The organism is Changchengzhania lutea (genome assembly GCF_006974145.1).
GTDB classification, from domain to species: Bacteria; Bacteroidota; Bacteroidia; order Flavobacteriales; family Flavobacteriaceae; genus Changchengzhania; species Changchengzhania lutea.
Window position 1 is genome coordinate 67,951 of the sequence record NZ_CP039456.1, and the last position, 25,359, is coordinate 93,309.

19 protein-coding genes and 1 pseudogene are annotated in these 25,359 nt (G+C 35.5%); 5 read left to right on the plus strand and 15 right to left on the minus strand.

The features are described from left to right. Positions 1-2: 2 nt before the first annotated feature. From mazG to FAF07_RS00345, 7 genes are all read right to left on the minus strand, one after another. Positions 3-779, minus strand: coding sequence for a nucleoside triphosphate pyrophosphohydrolase (gene mazG / locus FAF07_RS00315; protein ID WP_142783210.1), 777 nt, complete (start codon positions 777-779; stop codon positions 3-5). Positions 780-885: 106 nt separating this feature from the next. Then, a complete protein-coding gene (locus tag FAF07_RS00320; RefSeq protein ID WP_142783211.1) occupies positions 886-3,153 on the minus strand; it encodes an aconitate hydratase in 2,268 nt (755 codons plus the stop codon). A 271-nt stretch (positions 3,154-3,424) separates the two neighbouring features. Beyond that, entirely contained in the window at positions 3,425-4,567 is a 1,143-nt protein-coding gene (locus FAF07_RS00325; RefSeq protein WP_142783212.1) for an acyltransferase family protein, read from the minus strand. Positions 4,568-4,592: 25 nt separating this feature from the next. After that, positions 4,593-5,546, minus strand: a complete 954-nt coding sequence (locus tag FAF07_RS00330) for an AAA family ATPase (protein ID WP_142783213.1) — start codon at positions 5,544-5,546, stop codon at positions 4,593-4,595. 6 nt (positions 5,547-5,552) lie between these two features. Continuing rightward, entirely contained in the window at positions 5,553-7,043 is a 1,491-nt protein-coding gene (locus tag FAF07_RS00335; RefSeq protein ID WP_142783214.1) for a peptidylprolyl isomerase, read from the minus strand. Next, on the minus strand, positions 7,006-7,860 hold the full coding sequence (locus FAF07_RS00340) for a peptidyl-prolyl cis-trans isomerase (RefSeq protein ID WP_142783215.1): 855 nt from the start codon (positions 7,858-7,860) through the stop codon (positions 7,006-7,008). The genes FAF07_RS00335 and FAF07_RS00340 overlap by 38 nt, the downstream gene beginning before the upstream one ends. Next, positions 7,861-9,816 (minus strand): peptidylprolyl isomerase, encoded by a 1,956-nt coding sequence (locus FAF07_RS00345; protein ID WP_142783216.1) that lies wholly within the window; start codon positions 9,814-9,816, stop codon positions 7,861-7,863. Between the two features lie 155 nt (positions 9,817-9,971). On the opposite strand from FAF07_RS00345, the gene FAF07_RS00350 reads away from it, so the two are divergent. Continuing rightward, entirely contained in the window at positions 9,972-10,214 is a 243-nt protein-coding gene (locus tag FAF07_RS00350; protein WP_142783217.1) for a hypothetical protein, read from the plus strand. Positions 10,215-10,546: 332 nt separating this feature from the next. On the opposite strand, the gene guaB is transcribed toward FAF07_RS00350, so the two are convergent. The 5 genes from guaB to FAF07_RS00375 all read right to left on the minus strand — a co-directional run bounded on the left by guaB (position 10,547) and on the right by FAF07_RS00375 (position 15,479). Further along, positions 10,547-12,019, minus strand: coding sequence for an IMP dehydrogenase (gene guaB / locus FAF07_RS00355; RefSeq protein WP_142783218.1), 1,473 nt, complete (start codon positions 12,017-12,019; stop codon positions 10,547-10,549). A gap of 117 nt (positions 12,020-12,136) precedes the next feature. Then, on the minus strand, positions 12,137-12,631 hold the full coding sequence (locus FAF07_RS00360) for a hypothetical protein (protein ID WP_142783219.1): 495 nt from the start codon (positions 12,629-12,631) through the stop codon (positions 12,137-12,139). Continuing rightward, a complete protein-coding gene (locus FAF07_RS00365) occupies positions 12,632-13,159 on the minus strand; it encodes an FMN-binding protein (protein WP_142783220.1) in 528 nt (175 codons plus the stop codon). 106 nt (positions 13,160-13,265) lie between these two features. Further along, the gene (locus tag FAF07_RS00370; protein WP_142783221.1) at positions 13,266-14,444 is read right to left on the minus strand and encodes a hypothetical protein; all 1,179 of its coding nucleotides are present in this window, start codon (positions 14,442-14,444) and stop codon (positions 13,266-13,268) included. A 171-nt stretch (positions 14,445-14,615) separates the two neighbouring features. Beyond that, on the minus strand, positions 14,616-15,479 hold the full coding sequence (locus FAF07_RS00375) for a hydroxymethylglutaryl-CoA lyase (protein WP_142783222.1): 864 nt from the start codon (positions 15,477-15,479) through the stop codon (positions 14,616-14,618). Positions 15,480-15,873: 394 nt separating this feature from the next. Here FAF07_RS00375 and FAF07_RS00380 point away from each other — a divergent pair, with 394 nt between their 5' ends. Then, positions 15,874-17,811: a T9SS-dependent choice-of-anchor J family protein gene (locus tag FAF07_RS00380; protein ID WP_185956482.1), complete on the plus strand. Its 1,938-nt coding sequence runs from the start codon at positions 15,874-15,876 to the stop codon at positions 17,809-17,811. A 247-nt stretch (positions 17,812-18,058) separates the two neighbouring features. On the opposite strand, the gene FAF07_RS00385 is transcribed toward FAF07_RS00380, so the two are convergent. Next, positions 18,059-19,093 (minus strand): quinone-dependent dihydroorotate dehydrogenase, encoded by a 1,035-nt coding sequence (locus tag FAF07_RS00385; RefSeq protein ID WP_142783224.1) that lies wholly within the window; start codon positions 19,091-19,093, stop codon positions 18,059-18,061. A gap of 157 nt (positions 19,094-19,250) precedes the next feature. On the opposite strand from FAF07_RS00385, the gene pepT reads away from it, so the two are divergent. The 3 genes and pseudogenes from pepT to FAF07_RS00400 all read left to right on the plus strand — a co-directional run. Further along, positions 19,251-20,492, plus strand: a complete 1,242-nt coding sequence (gene pepT, locus FAF07_RS00390; protein ID WP_142783225.1) for a peptidase T — start codon at positions 19,251-19,253, stop codon at positions 20,490-20,492. Between the two features lie 41 nt (positions 20,493-20,533). Further along, positions 20,534-21,133 carry a YdeI/OmpD-associated family protein gene (locus FAF07_RS00395; RefSeq protein WP_142783226.1) on the plus strand — a complete coding sequence of 200 codons (600 nt, stop codon included), beginning with the start codon at positions 20,534-20,536 and terminating at the stop codon, positions 21,131-21,133. A 98-nt stretch (positions 21,134-21,231) separates the two neighbouring features. Next, positions 21,232-21,987: pseudogene (locus tag FAF07_RS00400) on the plus strand (IS982 family transposase); the annotation flags it as partial. Between the two features lie 219 nt (positions 21,988-22,206). Here FAF07_RS00400 and ahr read toward each other — a convergent pair. Together ahr and acs are read right to left on the minus strand one after the other, a co-directional pair. After that, the gene (gene ahr, locus FAF07_RS00405; protein WP_142783228.1) at positions 22,207-23,211 is read right to left on the minus strand and encodes an NADPH-dependent aldehyde reductase Ahr; all 1,005 of its coding nucleotides are present in this window, start codon (positions 23,209-23,211) and stop codon (positions 22,207-22,209) included. Positions 23,212-23,426: 215 nt separating this feature from the next. Beyond that, positions 23,427-25,334 (minus strand): acetate--CoA ligase, encoded by a 1,908-nt coding sequence (gene acs / locus FAF07_RS00410; RefSeq protein ID WP_142783229.1) that lies wholly within the window; start codon positions 25,332-25,334, stop codon positions 23,427-23,429. Between the last annotated feature and the right edge of the window lie 25 nt (positions 25,335-25,359).

The window sequence follows — 25,359 nt, forward strand, 5'->3', positions numbered from 1 at the left end:
AGTTATTTCATTTTTTTAGCTTCTTCCCAGAATACGTCCATTTCTGCCAAGGTCATGTCCTTTAATGGTTTATTCAACACCTTTGCTTTAGCTTCTAGATATTGAAAGCGCTTTAGAAACTTTTTATTGGTACGTTCTAAGGCATTTTCTGGATTAATATCCAGAAATCTGGCATAATTAACCATAGAAAATAATACGTCTCCAAACTCGCTTTCCATAGCATCCCGATTGCCTAAATCCACTTCGTCCTTAAATTCATAAAGTTCTTCTTCCACTTTTTCCCAAACCTGATTGGGTTCTTCCCAGTCAAATCCAACACCTGCCACTTTTTCCTGAATTCTATTGGCCTTTACTAATGCGGGAAGACTTTTAGGCACACCCTCCAGCACACTTGTTTTACCTTCTTTTAACTTTAAATTTTCCCAATTCCGTTTTACATCCGCTTCATTATCCACTTTCACATCTCCATAAATATGCGGATGTCTACTGATGAGCTTTTCACAGATTCCATTGCAGACATCGGCGATATCAAAATCATGGGTTTCACTTCCAATTTTAGAATAAAAGACGATATGGAGTAGCACATCGCCTAATTCCTTTTTAATCTCATTTAGATCATTATCTAAAATGGCGTCCCCTAATTCATAAGTTTCTTCAATGGTTAAATGCCTTAAGGTTTCCATAGTCTGTTTTTTATCCCACGGACACTGTGCACGCAATTCATCCATAATCGTGAGCAACCTATCAAAAGCCTGTAATTGTTTTTCTCTGGAATTCATTCTATAATGTTTAGGTAATACCAATTATAATGAAAGTTTTTTTGAACAGCAAGAAAACAAAAAATCCAGCTCGAAGCTGGACTTTTTTAAAATCTATTTCTATAAATTATGCATTTAATTTCTTAATTAAATTCAACGCAGAACCATCATTATACCAGCCTATTTGAGCAGCATTATAAGTATGGTTCAATTTGATAAGGTCTTTAGACCCATCGGCATGAACGGCTTCTAAGGTTAATGGCTTACCTGGTGCGAATTCATTTAGATCTATAAAGTTGAATGTGTCATCTTCCAATATTAAATCGTAATCATCTTCTTTCGCAAAAGTTAGCCCCAACATACCTTGTTTTTTAAGGTTTGTTTCATGAATACGAGCAAATGATTTTACAATCACGGCCGCCACTCCCAAGTGTCTTGGTTGCATGGCTGCATGCTCACGAGAAGAGCCTTCTCCATAATTGTGATCACCTACAACAATGGTTTTAATACCTGCTTTTTTATATTCGCGCTGTACATTTGGTACGCCTCCATATTCACCAGTAAGTTGATTCTTTACAAAATTCGTCTTTTGATTGAATGCATTTACCGCTCCAATTAACGTATTATTAGATATATTATCTAAATGACCTCTATAACGCAACCAAGGTCCTGCCATGGAAATATGATCTGTAGTACATTTCCCAAAGGCTTTAATTAGTAATTTAGCCCCTGTTATAGAATCTCCAATAGGTTCAAAAGGGGTTAAAAGCTGTAAGCGCTCAGAATCATCTTTTACAAATACTTCCACCTCGCTACCGTCTTTTTCAGGAGCCAAATAGCCATTATCTTTTACTTCAAAACCTTTTGGTGGTAATTCCCATCCTGTTGGTTCATCAAACATGACTTCCTCGCCGTTCTCATTTATCAACGTATCCTTGAGTGGATTAAAATCTAAACGACCTGCTACAGCAATAGCAGCAGTTAATTCAGGAGACGCCACGAAAGCATGTGTGTTCGGATTTCCATCCGCACGCTTTGCAAAATTTCGATTAAAAGAATGCACAATACTATTTTTTGGTGCATTTTTAGGATCACTATAACGTGCCCATTGTCCAATACATGGTCCACAAGCATTCGTGAATATTTTAGCATCTAGTTTTTCAAAAACATCAAGGATCCCATCACGTTCTGCTGTATACCGCACTTGTTCTGAACCTGGGTTAATCCCCAATTCAGATTTCATTTTCAAGCCTTTATCCAACGCTTGTTGTGCTATAGATGATGCCCGCGATAAATCTTCATAAGAAGAATTGGTACAAGACCCAATTAATCCCCATTCTACTTTAATTGGCCAATCGTTAGCCTTTGCTTTTAAAGACATGGCATCGCCAACTTCTGTAGATAAATCTGGTGTAAACGGTCCGTTTAAAAGTGGCCCTAATTCAGAAAGATCAATATCAATAACCTGATCAAAATACTGCTCAGGATTTGAATATACTTCAGCATCTGCCGTTAAATACTTTCTAATTTTATTCGCTTCATCAGCAACATCTTCTCTATCTGTAGCACGTAAATAACGTTCCATGGAGTCATCATACCCAAAGGTAGAAGTGGTCGCCCCTATTTCGGCACCCATATTACAAATGGTTCCTTTTCCTGTACAGGACATAGACGTTGCTCCAGGTCCAAAATATTCTACAATAGCACCCGTTCCACCTTTCACGGTTAGAATTTCAGCTACTTTTAAAATCACATCTTTAGGTGCGGTCCAACCTGAAAGTTTTCCTGTTAATCTTACACCAATAAGTTTTGGGAATTTCAGCTCCCAAGCCATACCTGCCATGACATCAACAGCATCAGCACCACCAACTCCAATAGCGACCATACCAAGTCCCCCAGCGTTCACCGTATGAGAGTCTGTACCTATCATCATACCACCTGGAAATGCATAATTCTCGAGAACGACTTGATGAATAATTCCAGCTCCTGGTTTCCAAAAACCGATCCCATATTTATTAGACACCGATTCTAAAAAGTCAAAAACTTCGCTACTCACATCGTTAGCGTGTTTTAAATCTGTTTTTGCGCCATCTTTGGCCTGTATAAGGTGATCACAATGTACTGTAGTGGGTACCGCGACTTTAGGCTTTCCAGCTTGCATAAATTGCAATAATGCCATTTGTGCTGTGGCATCTTGACAGGCTATTCTATCTGGAGCAAAGTCTACATAATCTTTTCCCCTTTCAAATGCCTTGGTGGCATTACCATCCCAGAGATGCGAATATAAAATCTTTTCTGAAAGTGTTAATGGTTTTCCTACTATCTCACGTGCTTTATCAACACGCTCTGTCATTTTGGTGTAAACACCCTTAATCATATCTATGTCAAATGCCATTCTGTATTTTGATTAATTATTTTTTAAGTAAAACAAAAGTACAAATAATTGATTCTATTTTAAAATATCTAATGAATACATGAAAATTTAGACTATAATTGAATATTCACCATCATTAACTCCAAAAAACAAAGCTTTTAATAATTTTTATTATAATTAAATGATGAATTGTCAATAATATTAACTATCAAACTGATTTTATGAATATTGAATTATCAAATAATTGAATAATGATTCTCTATACAAGCACATGAATCATCGAATAGACTATCTAAGTTTTAACAAACAGGCTTTTTATAAATTTTGAATCTCTCCACTTCAAAATAGGCTTTTCAAAATATAAATACAATAGATAAGAAGCATAAAATGATCCCATCCAATACAACAATAATATTAATAATTTCATTCCTTGGGACAATGCATCTACTTTTACAAAGTGTTGAATGGTTAACAATACCAATGAATAATTTATAAGGTAGAGACCATAGGACAAAACACTTATCGTCGTTATTTGCTTTTTGAATATTCCATTATCCTTCCATTGAGAAAAGAACGGAAAAAACATAAGCGAGCTAATTGAAACTAGAGGTAGATAAAATACATTATAAAACAATGGTGCATTATCAGGTTGTAAACCATATTTAAAAATAAGCCCATGCATTCCAAAAAATAAAGCGATACCCAAATAGAAGAAAGGTCTCTTAATTTCCTTCCAAATGCTGTTATAATTAGTTGCTAAAAATGCGCCAATAAACCCATAATATATACTGTCGATTCTATAAATTACTACTTTTCTAATATTGTGACTCCAATCCTGCATAGAAACTACATCATAATTTATATGATAATAAATTCTAAAACAAATACTAGCACAAATCACAATTAATGTCATACTTATGAATAGCTCACTCGTGTGACGATTTTTAAAAAATAATATTAAAACATATAATAATAGCGGACCAAAAATATAGGCATATTCTTCAACTGATAAGCTCCAAGCTTCTGTAAAAAAGTCTGGATGTGGATGTGAAAAGTTCTGAAAAAAGGCAAAAAAACTAGCAACGCCAGTAACAACAGTTTTATACAAAAAATAGAATACAATTATATTTAAGATCAGAATTAATAAATAGTTAGGTAAAGTCCTTAACCATCGTCTCATCCAGAAATGGAGAAAATCCTTAAATGAGGTTCTACCCTCATTTATTTGTTTTAAAATAATTTTCCCAATCAAAAATCCACTTAACACAAAAAAGAGATCGACTCCAATGGCACCAAAAAAACGAATGCTTGTTAATAAGAAGTTGGTTTCATTTTTAAAAAGTAACAGTGTGGAATGTGAACATAAAACCATCAAAATAGCTAGTGCTCTAACAACATCTAATCCGAAAATTCTATTTTTATAATTTATATACATCGAAGAAAGCTCAATGTTCGATTAATTAGAATAAGCTCTTAATAATCTGGCCTTCTGAAACGCCTTCGGCTTCGGCTTTGTAGTTTTTAATAATTCTGTGCCGTAAAATACTATGAGCCACCGCTTGTACGTTTTCGATGTCCGGAGAAAATTTACCATGAATCACAGCATGCGTTTTAGCTGCCAATATTAAATTTTGGGAAGCTCTAGGACCTGCACCCCAATCGACATAATTTTTAACTAAATCGCTAGGTGAGTCGCCATTTGGTCTGGTTTTAGACACTATGGTTACTGCATATTCAATAACATTATCTGCCACTGGTATACGTCGAATCAAGTGTTGAAAATCAATTATTTCCTGTGCAGAAAATAACGGGTTCACTTGTACTATGTTATCCGTTGTAGTTGCTTTTACGACTTCTACCTCTTCTTTATAAGATGGATAATCTAAATTGATTGCAAACATGAATCGATCCAACTGCGCCTCCGGCAATGGGTACGTCCCTTCTTGCTCTATCGGGTTTTGTGTAGCCAACACAAAATATGGCAAACTTAATTGATAATGATGCCCGGCAACGGTAACTGACCGTTCTTGCATGGCTTCTAATAAAGCGGCTTGAGTTTTTGGTGGAGTTCTATTAATCTCATCAGCAAGAATGATATTAGCGAAAATAGGTCCTTTAATGAATTTAAAGTGCCGGTCTTCATCGAGTATTTCACTTCCAAGAATATCACTTGGCATTAAATCTGGCGTGAATTGAATACGTTTAAAATCAAGACCTAAAGCCTGAGCTATGGTATTGACCATGAGTGTTTTTGCCAACCCTGGCACACCAATAAGCAATGAGTGTCCGCCAGAAAAAATTGAAATCAATATTTGATTTACGACGTCGTCTTGCCCAATGATAACCTTGGCTATTTCAGTTCTTAAATCTTTATATCGATTAACAAATTGTTCTACAGCAGCAACATCTGACATTTAATGTTATTGTTTTAACCAGTTACCAGAAAACTCACAATTTTTATGAGAATCGCCAATTTTAATATAAGTGTCTAAAATTTTCTCTTCTTGCCATTTCTCAATAGTTTGAACACGCTTTTCATTAAGCGCCAATTCTTTGATTTTTAAATAATCACGGGCATAATCAGCTTCATGTTCATCAATTCTATCTGTAACCATTAAAATTTTGAATTTTTTGTTACCCGTTCGGTCTTCTTCTGTTAAAACAAGACTAACTTCATTGTCTTTTAAATTTTGGATTTGAGAATACAATTCCGGATCCATTCGGGTCAATTCAAAATTATAATCTTGTGTTTGCGGATTAATAAGCTGCCCACCATCATTACGTGTTTCTTTCTCATCACTAGCTTCACGAGCGGCATCAGCAAAAGAAATATCACCTTTAACAATACGTTCTCGAACTTTATTCAATCGTTCTCGAGCTTCCTTAACAGCATCATCTGATACTTTAGGAATTAGTAGAATGTGACTTACATCATATTCCTGCCCTCTAATTTTTTCTAAATAAATAATATGATATCCATACTCTGTCTCAACAGGCTCAGAAATTTCACCCTCTTGAAGTGAAAATGCCGCTTGCCTAAATTCCTTTACCATTCTAGGCTGTTTTCTGTTTAATACATATTTTCCACCTGTACTTATAGAAGCCTTATCGTCTGTGTACAACACCACTTTTGAACGAAAACTTGCTCCGTTTTCCAATACGTCTGCTTTAAAGCCTTTAAGCCTATCGATAACCTTTTGTTTTTCATCTTCAGCAACCTTTGGCTCTGCTACAATTTGTGCTACTTTTAATTCGGTTCCAAATGTAGGACGCTCTTCCTTTGGTATTTTATTAAAGAAAATTCGAACTTCTTCTGGTGTTACTTCTAACTCTTCAACAATTTTAGCTTGCATTTTTTGAGCAAGTTGGTTGCTTTTGTTGATTTCGAACATCTCATCCTTAAAACTCTTTTCATCATCCTTTTTATAGAATTCCAGAAGTTTTTCCATAGAGCCATTAAATTGAGGTAAAAATTGTTCAATTTGATAATCTACATTTTTACGAATTTCGGCATCAGAGACAACAATACTATCCTGAATGGCATGATGCGCATATAATTTATCCTCTAGTAATTTTCCGAACAACTGACATGGTTCGATCTCTTTTGTATTTACACCTTGGGCTTCTAATTGCAAAAATGCCTTATCTATGTCTGATTCTAAAACAATAAAATCGCCAACAACAGCCGCAACACCATCTACTTTTCGCGGCTTCATGGTAGTTACTGAGTCTACTTTTACGGTTTGTGGCACTACTAACGAATCTACTTCCTGACTCGCTTCGACAACTTCCGTTTCATCTTTTATGATTTCTTGAGCTTGGGCTACATTCATAACACACAGCCCCATGCTTAAGATAAATAGGTGCTTCAAATTAATCGTAAACTTCAAATTCTTTGTTTTTAATAGCATCTTTTGTTATATCTTTTTCTAATTCCCTAATACGTTCTAACTTTCTTTTATTAATAACAATTTGATTTATGGTAGGTCTTACATATTCAAGTGGTGCTGTATCACTACGTAATAAAACGTCATTAATTTGCATCAAATATACTCCTAATGAATCTTTGAGTTGTACAAAATTAGATTTTTTTAACAGTTGTTTTTTGTTCTCTTGGGTTACCGCTGGAATTTTATCGACAACCTGACTTAATTTAATCCAAATGGAATCATTTAATGAATAGGATTTAAACTGAATGGACATGGAATCCAATTCTCTTTTATCCGTTTCATTGAAGCGCTGAAACTTATTTTTAATATTCCTGAAATCTATAATATCTTCCTCAACGTGAATGTATCTGAATTTCAAAAGTTCTTCGTTAAGTTTAAATACAGCTTTATTGGCATTATAGTAATCTTCGGCTTCTTGTTTGGTAATTAAGGAGTCCATGCTCCGTCTTACCAAAGCTTCAATATAGGCCTTCGTATATAAATCGTCCTTATACTGAACAACCAATTTATCAAAGGCTTCTTGTTTTTCATCGCTTAAATTACGCATGGCGCCATCAACAAATAATTGCTGTGTTGCCCAGCGATTGATAAAATTTTGAACCACCAGTGTACTATCTTCTGCGGTGGCATCTTCTGAAACTAAATCTTTTAAATCTTCTTGGTACAAGTACGTATCGTTAACACGTGCCACTGGTATTCTTTCGTCCGCGGTTTTAAAAACCTCACAAGACGTTAAGACTACTAATACGAATATTACAATGAGACCTTTAAATCGCACTTATTGATTTTTAATGATTGATTTTACTTTATCCAAACTTTCCTGATTAATGACAACCTTATATTTATTATGAAGTTCTTCCATCCACTGCGCTTCTTTAAAGGTTTGGTAATCCCCTATAACCATACCTCTAGCCTCTTCAAAAGATTTTTGAGATTTTGGTAATATAGCTGTTACTTGGATAACTACAAAGCCATCGTTGTGATTGTATATTTTGGAAACGCCCTTTTTGAATTGAAAATCTTTGGGGATGGCTTGATGACTAACGTCCATGGTATCTGTAGTAAAGATAACATTAATGTCTTCATTACTATTTACAAGAGATTTAATTTGTTCGATAGCCATACCTTTTTCCAATAGCTTTCTAACTTTTTTAAGTGTTTTTTGTTGAGCGGAAGACGCTACAGTCGCCTCTATACGTTTTGGGAACGTATAATCATTCTTATGTGTATCATAGAAATTCCTGATTTCTGTTGAATCAGTTTTAGACGTATTCCAAATGGTGGTTTCCATTAAATCAAACAACAACAGGCCGTCTCTATATTCTGCAAGGATATTGGCAAATTCTTTATTTTCATATTCCAGATTAGCCTCTTGATAATCAACCAAATTCTTGTTTAAAAATGCTTGATATTTTGATGCTAACATGTCTGCTATAGATTTATTAATACGCATAGAACCTTGTGTTTTTAAAAGGTAATCTGCAAAATCCTGAAACAAAAACTGCTTATTTCCTATTTTTACCAGTGGTTTGTCCGCTTCGAAATCACTATTCAATTGCCATGTGTTTTTAAAGTAATCGTCATTTAAAATAGCTTCAAAATAAGGTAGTGCTGGTTGATTATCTGATATATCATATTTTGCTTTTAACTTTCTTATCAAAGCATCGTCAATTAAATTAGAACGATCATCGCGTTTTACCTTAGCTTCTAGCTCAGATTTCATTTCCTCAAATATACCTATTGGCTTTTTAGCTAGGAGCTTTACAATATGCCATCCAAATTTACTTTGAAACGGTTTCGAAACATCACCAACATCCTCTAATGCAAAGGCAGCATCCTCAAATTTTGAAGCGCTTAATTCACCTCCCGAAAACGGATTTAACACTCCTCCCTTTCCTGCTGAATTGGTATCGTCTGAAAATTCCTTTGCTAACGCTTCAAAATCTCCGCCTTGATTTAATCTTTTGTAAATCTCTTTTATTTTTTCTTCCGGGCTTTCATTTAGGCTGTCGTTAGGTTTACTAACTTTCATTATATGAGCAACGGTACGTTCTCCTCGAGACTTTCGTTTATCCAGAACTTTTAGGAAATGATACCCAAACCGGGTTCTAAATATTTCTGAGATTTCGCCAACTTCTGTATTAAAAGCTACCGTTTCAAATGTATACACCATTTTAAAACCAGAAAAATAGCCCAATTCTTCTCCAAAAATAGTTTTGCCATTATGCACCTCTTTTCTCAGGCTTTCAAAATCTCCATTTAAAGCGCGCTCCCTTAACTTTGAAATAGTATTGTAAGCCACTAAGGTGTCTGCTGGACTGGCATTGTCTAAAACACGTACCAAAATATGGTTGGCTTTGACCTCATTGGAAATTCTATCATAGGCTTCAGCTACCAATTCTTCAGTAACCTCAGTATTCGTTAAAAAGCCTTTGGCCAATTGCTTTTTGTAATTAGCCAATTCTCTTTTATAACTCTCCTTTTCATTCAAACTTAAAGCCTGTGCTTCCTTTAGCTTTAATTTATAATTAGTAAATAATTTTAAATATTCATTGACATCTTTTTGAGATTCATCTTGAACCAAGTCTAAATTCTTGTTATATACCCGAATAAATTCTGACACATAAACAGGGGTTCCGTCCACAGTAAAAAGGATTTTTTTCTGACTTGATTGGGCATTTATTTTTAATAGAGCAACCGTTAGTAATAACGTGATGATATATTTTAATTTCATGTAGGTGATTTTTTAATGGTTACAAAAATACTAATATTAACCTATAATACAAGTTGCATTAACAAACGCTTTTCATGTTAATTTAGTATCTTTCATTTTAATAATACGGCTTTTGTTTTAAGTCATTTATATTAATACCTGATATTAAAAAATCTATGCGTCAATTAAAACTTATCTGGGATTTTCGTGGTCCTGATGCAAATAAAATAGCACAACACCATGAAATTCATCTCAAGGAATATATTATTTCAGAAAAATTAGACATTACCATTACAGGCGTTGAAAACCTGAGCGATATACATACTATAGCTTTTCTGGTTGTTAATGAAGATATGATGAAACCGATTAGAAATACCTTAAAACCGCACAGAGGTCAAGTCTATTTAGCCAGTTCGTAGTAATGTGAGTTCCACGTAAAAGCAGTTCTGTTTTAGGATAAAAGCTAATTATATTGGTAATTGTTCCCTTGAGCATTAACGAGGTCAAAATATATTTTGATCGAAGGTAGCTTACGAAGTAAGTCGAAAGGCCTTGAAAATCGATAAATTTTATAGGTTTCGACTGTGCTCAACCTGACATTAAAACATAAATTACTTATTTATAATTAATTATAGACATGGTTATATTGAACTCACGTTAGTAGATTAACTCGCAATTGTTGGTCTCTAAATTGTTAAAAAAGCACACCGTATTTGGACTTTATGACAAGTTTTCTAAGACTTTAAGGAAATTACCTAGAATAATTAGGGGACTCTTTAGTAATAGTCACGTCATGCGGATGGCTTTCATTAATTCCGCTAGCGGTAATTTTCACAAACTGACCTGTTTCTTTTAACATTTCAATATCTTTTGCACCACAATAACCCATACCTGCGCGTAAACCACCAATAAATTGGTGAATGCTTTCATATAAATCACCTTTATAAGGCACACGCCCTACAATACCTTCTGGAACCAGTTTTTTTATATCGTCTTCGACGTCTTGAAAATAACGGTCTTTACTGCCTTCTTTCATGGCTTCTACTGAACCCATGCCTCGATAGGATTTAAATTTACGCCCTTCATAAATAATAGTTTCCCCAGGAGATTCCTTGGTTCCTGCCAATAATGATCCTAGCATCACGGTATCTGCTCCTGCCGCTATAGCTTTGGGGATATCACCTGTGTAACGGATACCACCATCTGCGATAACTGGAACTCCAGTACCTTTAATGGCACTAGCCACGTCTAAAACGGCTGAGAATTGTGGAAAACCAACGCCTGCAACAACTCGTGTTGTACAAATAGAACCTGGACCAATCCCCACTTTAACGGCATCGGCACCCGCTTCGACTAAATATTTCGCAGCTGCTCCTGTTGCGATATTACCAACAATTACATCAAGTTTTGGGAACTTTCCCTTTATTTCCTTTAATACAGATACCACTCCTTTAGTGTGGCCATGTGCGGTATCAATAACCACTGCATCTACACCAGCGTTAACTAAAGCTTCTGCTCTTTCTACTGCATCAGCTGTAACGCCTATGGCAGCAGCTACCCGTAATCGACCAAACTGGTCTTTATTGGCATTTGGTTTTTGACTAAGTTTTGTGATATCTCTAAATGTGATTAATCCTGATAACTTAAAATCATCATCAACAATTAATAATTTTTCGATTTTATGTTCCTGAAGAATTTTTTCAGCATCATGCAAAGAGGTGCCAACTGCAGCGGTAACCAAATTTTCACTGGTCATAACTTCGGTAATGGGTCTTTTGTTTTCATGCTCAAAACGTAAATCACGATTGGTTACGATACCCTTTAAAGTCCCATGGTCATCAACAATAGGAATACCTCCAATGCCATATTCTGCCATATAACGTTTGGCATGCTTAACTTTTGCTGTTAATGGCAAGGTCACAGGATCGATAATCATCCCACTTTCTGCACGTTTTACACGTCTCACCTTTAGCGCTTGAGCTTCGATAGACATGTTTTTATGTAACACGCCTATACCACCCTCTTGCGCCATGGCAATAGCCATTTTGCTTTCTGTAACCGTATCCATGGCCGCAGAAACAATGGGCACATTAATGGTTATGTTACGCGTGAATTTTGTTTGAATACTAACTTCCCGAGGAAGCACTTCTGAAAAGGCAGGAACTAAAAGAACGTCATCATAGGTTAAACCTTCTCCGACTATTTTATCTTGATGTGAATTCATGTTGCAATTACGTTATAATTGCATGCAAATCTACGCATTTTTTTTCATTTGAAATTATAAAACAATATCCAAATAAGGGGTGCTTGAAATTTAAATGAATTCGCTAAACCCGCGATGCTATTTACTTGTGGGTCGCAGTAGTTGTTTTAGAATGATTGCCACAGAAAAAGTAAATGTAAGTGTCATTAAAACACCAGAAATCATGACGATATATTTCATCCAAATAAATCCTGACCACATTAAGTATAAGCCACCAAAAGTGAGTAGGACAGAGAAGAAAGGTTCAATCATTAAAAATAATTTGAGTTTTCCATTGAGCTTGGTAATACTGACCAATCCTCCTAATAAAAAGAATATAATAGACATAGAAAGAATGTGTCCATGCACTAAGGTTAGCATTTCTCGATCACTCTTTTTAAAGCGCAGTATCTCGGCTTTTTCATCTGCCTCATTTCCTAAATAATGCTCTTCAATACCATTCGGGTTTGCTGAGGATGTTTCTTCTACAAAAAGCAATCCTGTGTAGAACCCAATACTTAATACCACAACAAAAGCCCCTATTAATAATTTAATCTCTTTGGGGAGCGTTACTATTAATCCGTTTAATGGCATTTACAAAATGTTTTTGGTGTGAAGTATTTTTAAAGATTGTAATAAATTATTCATAGCATTGGTCATAGATCGCACCGAAATAGTGGCTCCTGAAATACCAACAATATTATCACCATATTTTAATATATCGTTCTGGGTTTTTCCTATAAACTGCTTGAGCCAACGTTTACTTCCTATCTCACCTCCATATTCTTCTCGATATATGAGTACTTTGGTTTTTAGCACAATCAGGTTTTTATCTAATATTACCAAATAATCAAACTGAGCTGTTTTACTTACAGCTTTAGATATATAGGCATACCCCAAAAGCGCCTCGTTGGACTCTATTTTGAATAAGTTATCTTTTCCAAATTTTGAAGGAAGTTCTTTGTTGGTTTCTGACTCTAAAATGATGTTCGTTAAATTGAAATCTTCAATGCTAAATACGTTTCTTATTTCTTTATCTACTTTCTTTTGAATATTCTTAGGAAGACCAAAGGAGAGCATCATTAAAGCCAAAAAAAATAAAGAAGCCAATTTATAATTCATGTTGCAAAAGTATTACTTTTATTATTATTGCAAGTACAATGCCAATGAGGCATTGTACTGCATATTTTTGATACTTCTAGTTATGGCAATTGAATTCCTGATTGGATTAGAACCAAACTCCAATCCCAAAATTAAGCCTGTTCGCTACATCTGCCCCAGCTTGTGCATTATCTCTAAACTGATAATCTCCTTTTAAAACAACCCCCGATGCAATGTGATAGCTTAAACCCGTGGTTAAATCATTTCTGTTATAAGCATCATTTCGTGGTAAACTGCCATCTGTATTTGCATGGGTGTCATATTGCTCGTAACGGGCAAAGGCAAACAAACGTTGTTGTTTTTCTTGAGATAACAGATTAAACGCACCTTCTAGATACCAACCTTGAAGCGCACTACCTAAATCTTTTCCTGTCAGATCATTATACGCTTCAGTTCCTGAAAGCGAGCCGTACACGTATTGACCTCTTGCCGTAAACCTTTGGAATGCGTAACGCGCATCCAATCCTACCATAGAAATACCAATATTGGCACCGTCAATGTCCTCGACATCATCATCGGCTTGAGTATCACCAAAATAGCCTGAAAGCCCTAATCGCAATCCTGGAATTCCGTAATAGTCAAACTTAGCAGAAAATGTTGGACTATCAATAGTTGATTGAATGGCTTTTTGACGACCACTGCGCAATCCGTTAGATCCTTTTAAATAACCATTAACACCTCCTGAGCCATCAAAAGATGTGGATTTAAAACCATTGAAAATATAAGCTTGATAGCCTAAAGAAATTTCATTGAATCTCCCCGCTACACCAAACCCGATTTCACGCCATGTACTTGGTATAATTACATTGTCTACAGCTGGACGTTCCACTCCGTTAAACGTTGTAGGTTCATGAAATTCATTAATAATACCGAAAGGCACAAGCATTAATCCACCACGCAAACTCACGCTATTGCCAACAGCATAATTTACAAAGGCCTGTTCAATGAATACCTCTTCTACATGTTCAAATTCTACCTCAGTTACAAATTGCGTTTTATCATTAAACTTATACCCAAATAACAACACCAAACGTTGCACATCTAACTCACCGTTTAGAGCTTCTGGTTGGTTGTATGTAACTTCTCCATAGGCACCAACCGTCACAGCCTTACCATAATTACCTGATAAAAGGCGTTGTGCTGCATTAAGTTGTTGCTGAGGGTTAAATGTTATGGAATCTTGTAAAGTTTGGGCACTTGCTATAGATGCCAGCAGGACAGAAAAAAGGAATACTGATTTTCTCATTTTAAAATTGATTTGTTATTTTTATTTAGACTAATTATAAATAATACTTGATTTAAAGTTGCAAATATAAAAGACATAATTAATTGCACAAAGTTTATTTAGAATAAATTTAAATAAACTTTTATAAGAAACATAAATACTTATTATACAGCACATTAAAAAATAAAAAAATTAATGATATATACTAAATATTTTTGTCGCCTCATTATATGCACTCTCAAAACTAAGGGCATTGAGGGTATTATTTTTTTTGGAAGTAAAATAGGACAGTAATTTTTCTGTAGGCATATTGCCTGTTAGTTCATCCTTAGCCATGGGGCAACCACCAAAGCCTTGAATGGCACCATCAAAACGATTGCAGCCTGCTTTGTATGCAGCATCAACCTTTTCGAACCAAGTGCTAGGTGTGGTATGTAAATGTGCTCCAAATTCAATATTGGAATATGACGGTATTAGACTGGAGAACAGGTACCCAATACTTTCTGGATCTGAACTTCCTATGGTATCACTTAAGGATAGTATCTTTACGCCCATATTGCTCAAGCGTTCGGTCCATTGCCCTACTATCTCAACATTCCACGGGTCACCGTAGGGGTTTCCAAATCCCATAGAAATATAAACCACAACTTCCTTATTCACCTTGTTAGCAATTTCTAAAATTTCAGAAAGTGTCACTACAGACTGTGCAATGGTTTTATGCGTATTTCGCATTTGAAAGTTTTCGGAAATAGAAAACGGATAGCCTAAATAATCAATTTCTTTATATTGACAAGCATCTTGAGCACCTCTTTGATTGGCTACAATAGCTAATAATTTACTATTGGTTTTTGACAGATCCAATTGTGCCAAAACCTCAGCAGTGTCTACCATTTGAGGAATGGCTTTAGGCGACACAAAGCTACCAAAATCGATACTATCAAAACCCACACGAAGCAACGATTGGATATACTGAACCTTTTTTTCGGTAGGTATAAAGGCCTTAATGCCTTGCATAGCATCTCTAGGGCACTCAATAATTTTTAATGGTTTTGGCATGGCATCTTCAATATAGAACGATAAAAATACTATTTATTTTGTAAGAGGACATCATTGTAATCAACATAAAATACTCTTAATATTAATGAAATTTTATATGAAATAATTATCCTCTTATATTCTATCTGTAAAAGAAAAATTTGGAATGCGTTGAGCCGTTTCAAAACCTTCGTTAAAGAGGGATTATTGTCTAAATTCAATTTGAATCCTCATTTATTAAAGCACCTTTATCCAATTTACTTTATATCTAAAATTTACAATTCAATATAAAAACGCTTCATTCTATAGTAGAAAAGTTTGATTTATTGAAATTAGCCGAAAAATTCAGCGCTTAAACGTCTTTATTCTTATTGGGTACTTTATGGATTTACATTTGTTAAAATGTTTCGCCCCAATGAAAAATTTTATCACAAAAACCTATGTCTTCTTGATGCCTATACTCCTATTGGTATCCTTTCAAATTTCTGGACAAAATACATTAGATACATCTTGCGGAACAATAACGACTGAGCAATCTCTCGAATATTTTAAGCACATAAAATCGCAAATAAAAGTTCACGAACAAAATTTCATGACACTAGCAACTGCAAAGTCAAGTTCAAAACGTGAGGTTATAAATTCCATTCCTGTAAAGGCACATATTATTAGGACGTCGAATGGAACTGGCGGATTTAATAATTCAGATTTAGATGCTGCCATAGCTCACATGAATAGTATTTATGCCGATGCTTATATGGAATTTTTTCTATGTGATGGCATTAACTATATTCACGATGACGCCTATTATAGTTTTAACAAATCTACTGAAGGTGATTTAACAGAAACCCATAATGTGAATGGATTGATAAATATTTATTTCACCAATCACATTACCAACAATTCAGACACCAGTATTTGTGGTTATACAAATAACGAAGCTAGAAATGACTTTATAGTAATAAAAAATGATTGTGCCAAAAACAACTCGACGCTGGCTCATGAAATGGGACATTTCTTCTCACTAATGCATACACACGGTCCTGACGATATTGAATTGACTACAGAACGCGTTGATGGCAGTAATTGTGACACCGATGGTGACGGTATTTGTGATACACCTGCAGACCCATTGCTAACTCATACTACAGTAAACAATTTTTGTCAATATACAGGAGATAAAACTGATGCCAATGGAGATACATATGCCCCAGATACCAATAACATCATGTCGTATTCTAGAAAAGGTTGCAGAAATCAGTTTACACCACAGCAATTGGCGCGTATATATGCTTTTTATCAAACAGCAAAAAGCTATTTAGCTTGCCCTTCATTTAATGCTAATTTTAGTGCAGATATTTCACAAACTTGTGAAGAATCACTAACCGTAAATTTTACGAATAACTGCTCGGATATTACACAATGGCAATGGGATATTGATAGCGACGGCATTATAGATTACAATATTCAAAACCCAGCACACACATATTCTACAGGTAATTATGATGTAACACTCACTGCATCCAATAAATCAAAAACCATTACCAAAACATTCTCTAATTTTATTAAAGTAGGCGTCCAAACCGATTTTTTAAATGAGGAATTTGAAAATATTGCTATGATTGGTGAAAGTGGGTGGACAGCAAATGATCTGTCGGGAAACGGCTATAATTGGTTACTAAAAAAAGGCGAAACAAATTCAGAAAATACAGGTCCTCTTTTGAAAAACCCTGAAAATAAAGTCAATACTTATATTTATGCTGAAGCTACTGGAGTAAAACCAAATGACGTAACAGAACTCATTTCCCCTTGCATATATGTAGCCCATCAAAACTCTGCCATCGAATTTGCATATCACATGTTTGGAAATGGTGTCGGCGAATTACACGTAGATATAAAAACAGATTACGGTTATATTTACAATGATGTTATTGAGCCATTATATGGAAGTCAACAAAATAATCAAAGTGATGGTTTTTTTACCCAGGATATTGATTTATCATCCTATGCAAACCAAACTATCTCTATTCGTTTTAGAGCTGTAAGAGGTGTTAATTGGGATGGAGATATAGCCCTTGACAACATTTTTGTTAAAATCATTTCAGTTCCTATTTCCGATGATCCTGTTAAAGTGTACCCAAACCCCATAAAAGGGGATGTTGTCTATGTGAAAACAAATAGTTTCCAAGAGTTATCTACTACCTACAATATTTCCAATTTAGAAGGACAAATATTTGCATCAGGTACTTTATCAGGTACAAATCAGCCTATTAATATTAGTTTACTATCTTCCGGAATGTATTTGTTGACTATCAAAAACAAGGAAACTTCTATTACAAAAAAGATAATAAAATAGATTTATTTTTCTTTAAACCTAAGTTCGAGTCATTCGGAAAATCCAAGATATATTTTCTACACATTATTTTTATTGCCATGTTGAGTGCAGATGAAACCTCAGTAATCTTTAAGTTTTAAGCACCTTTCAACAAGTTTCACCTGCTACTTTCAATGAAAACTCACTTTCGTTTCAGTAATGCTCAAGACGCTATTTGCCTAAATTTTGTGTTTAAAATTCAAGGATTTTAATTTATTATTTATCGCACTCAGGTTTTAAAAAGAATGGCTTTGTTAATGCGTTTGATTAAGCTCGGTCCCTCATAAATAAACCCTGTGTAAATTTGAATTAAATCGGCACCAGCATCAAGCTTTTCTATAGCGTCCTCTGCTGAGTGAATGCCGCCAACCCCAATAATGGGGAATGCCTTTTTACTTTTTTCGGCAAGGTATTTTATAACCTGAGTGCTCTTATCTTTAATAGGCTGTCCGCTTAATCCACCATTTCCAATGGAAGCCAGTTGTTCGTCTGATGCCTTCAATCCCCTTCTGTCAACCGATGTATTGCTAGCTATCACACCGTCAAGTTTGGTGGTCGCAACAAGTTCCACAATTTCATCTAATTGGTTATTGTTTAAATCTGGTGCTATTTTTAGTAAAATTGGCTTTTGAATTTTAAACAAATTATTTGCTTTTTTTACCGCTCCAATTAATTCTTCTAAATAATCCTTGTCATTTAATTTAGCATGACTCCCTACATTGGGGCAACTTACATTGAGCACAAAATAATCCACATAAGGGTGCAGCGCTCTAAAACAAGTGAGGTAATCTTCGGTGTAATGCTCTGGCTTTGTATTCGTGTTTTTTCCAATATTTCCACCTATGATTAATTTACCTTTATTCTTTTTAAGTTGATGTATGGCGGCTTCCAATCCTTCATTATTAAAGCCCATACGATTAATAATCCCTTTATCATCTTTAAGCCTAAACAGTCTTTTCTTTGGATTGCCTGATTGTCCTTTAGGCGTAACGGTTCCTATTTCTATAAAACCAAATCCGAAATTAGCCAGTTCATTGTACAACACCGCATTTTTATCAAATCCTGCCGCTAATCCTACAGGATTTTTGAAGCTTAGACCGAATAACTGGCGCTCCAATCTTTTGTCTTCAATCACAAAAAGACTTCTTAAAAGCGACGTGAAACCAGGGATCTTCGATGAGAATTTAATTAAAGAAAAGGTGACGTGATGAATTTTTTCAGGATCGAAACAAAAAAATAAAGGACGGAGTAAGGTTTTGTACATCAGTATTATTTATGCAAAAATACTTCTAATTAAAAAATCAAACAATTCAAAACCAAAAAAAATTAATAGTTGTATTTTTGATAGCAGATTGAACCTTTTCTTATAGACCGAAAAATTCCTTCTATTTTACTCAAAATTTGCTAAACTTTACATCATTATGATTTCAAAAGAACACATTATAAAACGCTTTGTTAATTACGTTACTATTGATACCGAATCTGACCCTAATTCTGATACCACGCCTAGCACCATGAAACAATGGGATTTGGCAAACAAATTAGTAGAGGAATTAAAAGGCATTGGTATGACCGATGTGACCATTGATGATAATGCATATATTATGGCCACGCTACCAAGTAATGTAGCGCATGAAGTTCCTACTATTGGTTTTGTGTCGCATTTTGATACGTCGCCAGATTTTACAGGAAAAAATGTAAAACCACAGATTATTGAAAATTATGATGGTAATGATATTCTGTTAAACGAAGAAAAAAATATTGTGCTATCGCCCAGTTATTTTGATGATTTATTGCTGTACAAAGGGCAAACCTTAATCACTACCGATGGCACCACGCTATTAGGCGCTGATGATAAAGCGGGTATTTGCGAAATTGTTAGTGCTATGGAATATCTACTTCAGCATCCAGAGATTAAACACGGAAAGATTCGTGTTGGATTTACCCCCGATGAAGAAATAGGCAGAGGCGCCCATAAATTCGATGTGGAAAAATTTGGTGCAGATTGGGCCTATACCATGGATGGGAGTCAAGTTGGCGAATTAGAATATGAAAATTTTAATGCCGCAGGAGCTGTCGTAAAAGTAGAAGGCAAAATAGTGCATCCTGGATATGCCAAGGGAAAAATGGTAAATTCTATGTATATCGCTCAGGAATTTATAAACTCCCTCCCACGCTTAGAAACTCCAGAACATACGCAAGATTACGAAGGCTTTTTTCACTTAAGTTCTATTGAAGGTAAGGTAGAAGAAACCGTATTACACTATATTATTAGAGACCATGATATGGGGCATTTTGAAGCACGTAAAGAGGTGATGGAAAAGCTAACGAACGAATTAAACGCTCAATATGGTAGAGAAGTGATTCAAATCACTATTACAGACCAGTATTTCAATATGAAAGAAAAAGTAGAACCCGTCATGCATATTGTTGACATTGCCGAAGAGGCGATGAAACAACTAGGTATTAGACCCTTAATTAAACCTATAAGAGGTGGAACGGATGGTTCTCAATTAAGTTATATGGGATTACCCTGCCCTAATATTTTTGCAGGTGGCCATAACTTTCATGGGCGTTACGAATATGTACCTGTAGAGAGCATGATAAAGGCTACTGAGGTTATTTGTAAGATTGCGGAACTGACTGCTATTGCTAAGAATTAGTATCTTGTAAAAGATTAAAAGAAACTCAAAAAATTCTCGATATGAAAAAAATCCATTCCGTTGAAGAATACATAGAAGATCACGCTCATTTTTCTGATGCTTTAGTTCTTCTACGAGATATTATTAATGCAACTGAATTGTCTGAAAGCATAAAATGGAACAGCCCCGTTTATACCCTAAATGATAAAAATGTTTTAGGTTTAGGGGCTTTTAAAAATCACTTTGGTATTTGGTTTTTTAATGGCGTGTTTTTAAAAGATGAACACAACCTGTTAATGAACACTCAAGAAGAAAAGACAAAAGCCTTGCGCCAGATGCGGTTTGAATCTATTAAAGCTATTGATAAAAACGTGGTTTTAGCTTATATAAAAGAAGCTATTGAAAATCAAAAACTAGGTAAGGAAATTAAACCTGACCGTAAAACCAAAACGGTTACTATTCCAGAATTATTGAAAACCGCTATAAATACAAACAGCTCATTAAAAAAAAGCTTTGCTGCCTTATCACCATATAAGCAACGTGAGTATTGTGAATACATTGCTACTGCAAAACGAGACGCTACAAAACTAACACGCTTAGAAAAAATAAAACCCTTGATACTTCAAGGGCTTGGATTAAACGATAAATATAAGAACTGTTAATTTCTTATAATAACGTGAATAATGGATAAGAAAAAGAGTGTTTTTAATTTGAATTAATATCTGATATTCAGTCTATTAATAGTATAGAAACACTCAAAATGCTTAGAGATAAAGTTACAGAATTCTTTGTGAAATTAGATGATTTCGGGCAAGAATTTGCTCAAAACATGGAAAATCATCCAAAATTAGTAGAGACCAAGGTTAAAAGACGTAATCGAAAAGGCAAATTATCTGATTCCGAGATGATGGGCATCTATCTGCTTTTTCATTTTGGACAGTTTGCAAACTTCAAACATTTTTATCTGCAATATGTTTGTAAACATTTAAACGACCTGTTCCCTGATCTGGTGAGCTATGAACGTTTTACGGCACGTCAAGAAAGAGTGCTGCTGTATTTGAAATATAGAGGTCTGGGCAAGTCAAGAGGAATCAATTATATCGATTCCACACTTCTAAGGGTATGCCATATCAAAAGAGAGAAACAGAACAAAGTATTCAAGGGTATGGCAGAAAAGGGAAAATCCACAATGGGCTGGTTCTTAGGCTTCAAACTGCATTTGATCATTAATGGCAAAGGGGAGCTCTTATCCTTTTACCTGACCAAGGGCAATGTAGGTGACAGGAATATTGAGCTTATGGCCGCCATGACAAAAGAAGTCTTCGGTAAGTTGTTTGGGGATAAAGGTTATATATCAAGAGCCCTTTCAGAGCTTTTGTTTCAAGATGGTATCCAGCTTGACACCAAAGTGAGAAAGAACATGAAAAAGCAAAACCTGTCTGATGTGGATGCTATCCTGCTAAGAAAAAGGGCTTTGGTGGAGTCTGTAAATGACGAACTTAAGAACAGTGCCTATTTAAGTCGCATGCTTAGAAAAAATAAAGCCCTTGATAAGAGTCGCCTTCCAATTTTAATATAGTTGCTTTTCAACGATTTGTTAAATGCGTTTTGCCTTTTTGGCAAGTTTTGCAGCCTTCTTCTCTTTAGGAGTTAAGGCGGCTTCTTTCTTTACATTCTTTTTTGAGTCTTGTGATTTTGCCATTATAATTTATATTAGGATTAAAATTTTTAAATATTATGCTTTCAGTACAACTCTAAATCTAGCTTTGCCTTCTTCAAGATGGGCTAATGCTTCATTAACTTCATCCATTTTGAATTCTTCAACCGTAGGGTAAATGTCATGTCTTACGCAGAATTCCAACATTTTTCTAGTTAATGCAATGCTTCCCAAAGGACTTCCTCCAACAGATTTTTCTGCTGAGATCAAACTAAATGCAGGGATTTCCATAGGTTCTAACACGGCACCTACGGTGTGCAACTTTCCTTGAGGGGCTAGTGCCGTTAAATAGGAATTCCAATCTAAACTCACATTGGTCGTATTTAAAATAAAGTTTAAACTACCAGCTATACCCTCTAGTTCTTTTGGATCTCTGGAATTGATCACTTGGTGTGCGCCCATTTTCAGAATCTGATCTTTTTTATCTGGGTTAGAACTAAAAGCGATGACCTCACATCCCCAAGCTTTTAAAAACTTAAGTGCCAAATGGCCTAAACCACCTATGCCAATAACGCCCACTTTATCTGTAGGTTGAACTCCTGATAATACAATGGGGTTAAAAACCGTAATGCCTCCACAAAATAAAGGTCCAGCCTTTGCCATGTCTAGCCCCTCTGGTAAGAGAGTTGTCCAAGACCAATGACCTCTAACCACATCTGCAAAACCACCGTGTCGTCCAATAATAGTGCCTTCTGCGTCGCCGCATAAATGCTGTTTCCCATCAACACATTGGTTGCAATGCATACAGGATGCCGAGTACCAGCCCATGCCTACTTTATCACCAACTTTTAAACTTTTTACTTCGCTGCCTACCGCCGAAACTTCACCAACAATTTCATGACCTGGCACAAAGGGATATTGCGTCATGCCCCACTCATTATTTAGCATGCTTAAATCTGAATGGCACACACCACAATAATGAACTTTAATATCTACTTGCTCATTTCCTGTTTCCGGTAATTCATATTGAAAATTTTCTAGCTTACCTCCTAGCTCTGAGGCTGCATATGCATTTACTTTCATATTTTATTTTTTTATTTAGCAATTTTTCTGATTGTGTTAAAGATACTGTATAAAAAGCCACATTGAAAATATTCAATGGTTATTTAGCTTGAATTTTCATTATAGCACAAAAGTTTATTTTCAATAACGAATGGAACTGGGATTCAATACCTGCTCCTTTTTCTGAAAATATTACGAAAGACAAAACCTCACCCAAGCATGGAAATAAAAAAATCCTATAGACTATGATCCATAATCTCCTGTACCACTTCAGGATTTAATAAGGTGCTCGTATCTCCTAAATTATCGGTCTCTTTACAAGCAATCTTACGTAAAATACGCCGCATGATTTTGCCGGAACGTGTTTTTGGCAAACCGCTTGTAAACTGAATTTTATCCAGTTTAGCAATAGGGCCGATTTGTTCTGTGATAATCTGATTAATTTCCATTTTAAGATTATTTTGATCTCTGCCCTTACCTGTTTCTTTCAAAATAACATAACCATACAAAGCATTGCCTTTAATATCATGCGGAAAGCCTACGATAGCAGATTCTGCAACAGCCGGGTGTTCATTCACGGCATCTTCAATAGGCGCTGTTCCTAAATTATGACCTGATACGATAATAACATCATCCACGCGACCGGTAATCCTGTAATAACCAACCTCATCACGTAATGCACCATCACCCGTAAAATATTGGTTTTTAAAAGCTGAAAAATAGGTGTCTTTATAACGCTGATGATTGCCCCAAATGGTACGTGCCATACTTGGCCATGGAAATTTAATACACAGACGCCCATCCACTTGATTGCCGGTAATTTCCTGCCCGTTTTCATCCATTAATGCGGGTTGAATACCAGGAAACGGCAAGGTGGCATAGGTTGGTTTTGTCGGAGTGACAAAAGGAATCGGTGTTATCATAATCCCACCTGTTTCGGTTTGCCACCATGTATCTACAATGGGGCTTTTCTTTTTACCTATATTATCATTATACCAATGCCATGCCTCTTCATTAATAGGTTCGCCTACTGACCCAAGCACTTTTAATGATGATAGGTCGTGCTTTTCAACAAGTCCAACACCTTCTTTTGCTAATGCACGAATGGCGGTTGGTGCCGTATAGAACTGATTGATCTTATGCTTATCTATAATTTCCCAAAAGCGCCCGAAATCCGGATAACTCGGCACGCCTTCAAACATTACCGTCGTAGAGCCATTAGCTAAAGGGCCGTAAACAATATAACTGTGGCCCGTTATCCAGCCAATATCTGCGGTGCACCAATAGATGTCATCTTCTTTGTATTGGAAAACGTTTTTAAAGGTGTAGGCCGTATAAACCATATAACCTGCCGTGGTATGCACCATTCCCTTTGGTTTTCCTGTTGAACCAGATGTATACAGGATGAACAATGGATCTTCCGCATCCATAATTTCGGCTTTACAGTCTACTGAGGCGGCATCTAATAGTGGCGTTAACCAATGGTCGCGACCATCTTTCATAGTAATATCAGAGTTTGTTCGCTTTGCAACCAAAACCGTATGCACACCATCACAACTTTCTAGTGCTTCATCCACGATACCTTTTAAATCAATAGTTTTTGTACCTCGATACGAACCATCACTGGTTATTACCATGTTACAATCTGAATCATTAATTCGTGTGGATAAGGCTATCGCGGAAAAACCAGCAAATACCACGGAATGGATAGCACCGATTCTTGCACAGGCCAATACTGAAATAGCCAATTCTGGAATCATAGGTAAATAAATACACACCCGGTCTCCTTTTTTAATCCCTTGCTCTTTTAAAACATTGGCAAACTGATTGACCCGTTTATATAATTGATAGTATGTAATATGTTCTGCTTCTTCTGAAGGATTGTTGGGTTCAAATAAAATAGCCGTTTTATCACCTCGTGTCGCTAAATGTCTGTCGATACAGTTTTCGGTAATATTTAGTTTTGCTCCCTCAAACCATTTGACTTCTGGTTTTGAAAAATCCCAACTGAGTACCTTATCCCATTTTTTACGCCACATAAAATGCTCTTCGGCAATTTCTTCCCAAAAATTTTCGGGTTCACGAATGGACTTTCTGTATACTTGATAATACTCTTCTAAATGTTTGATGTGGTAATTACTCATCTTTATTCCTTGTTGATTTGTTTAT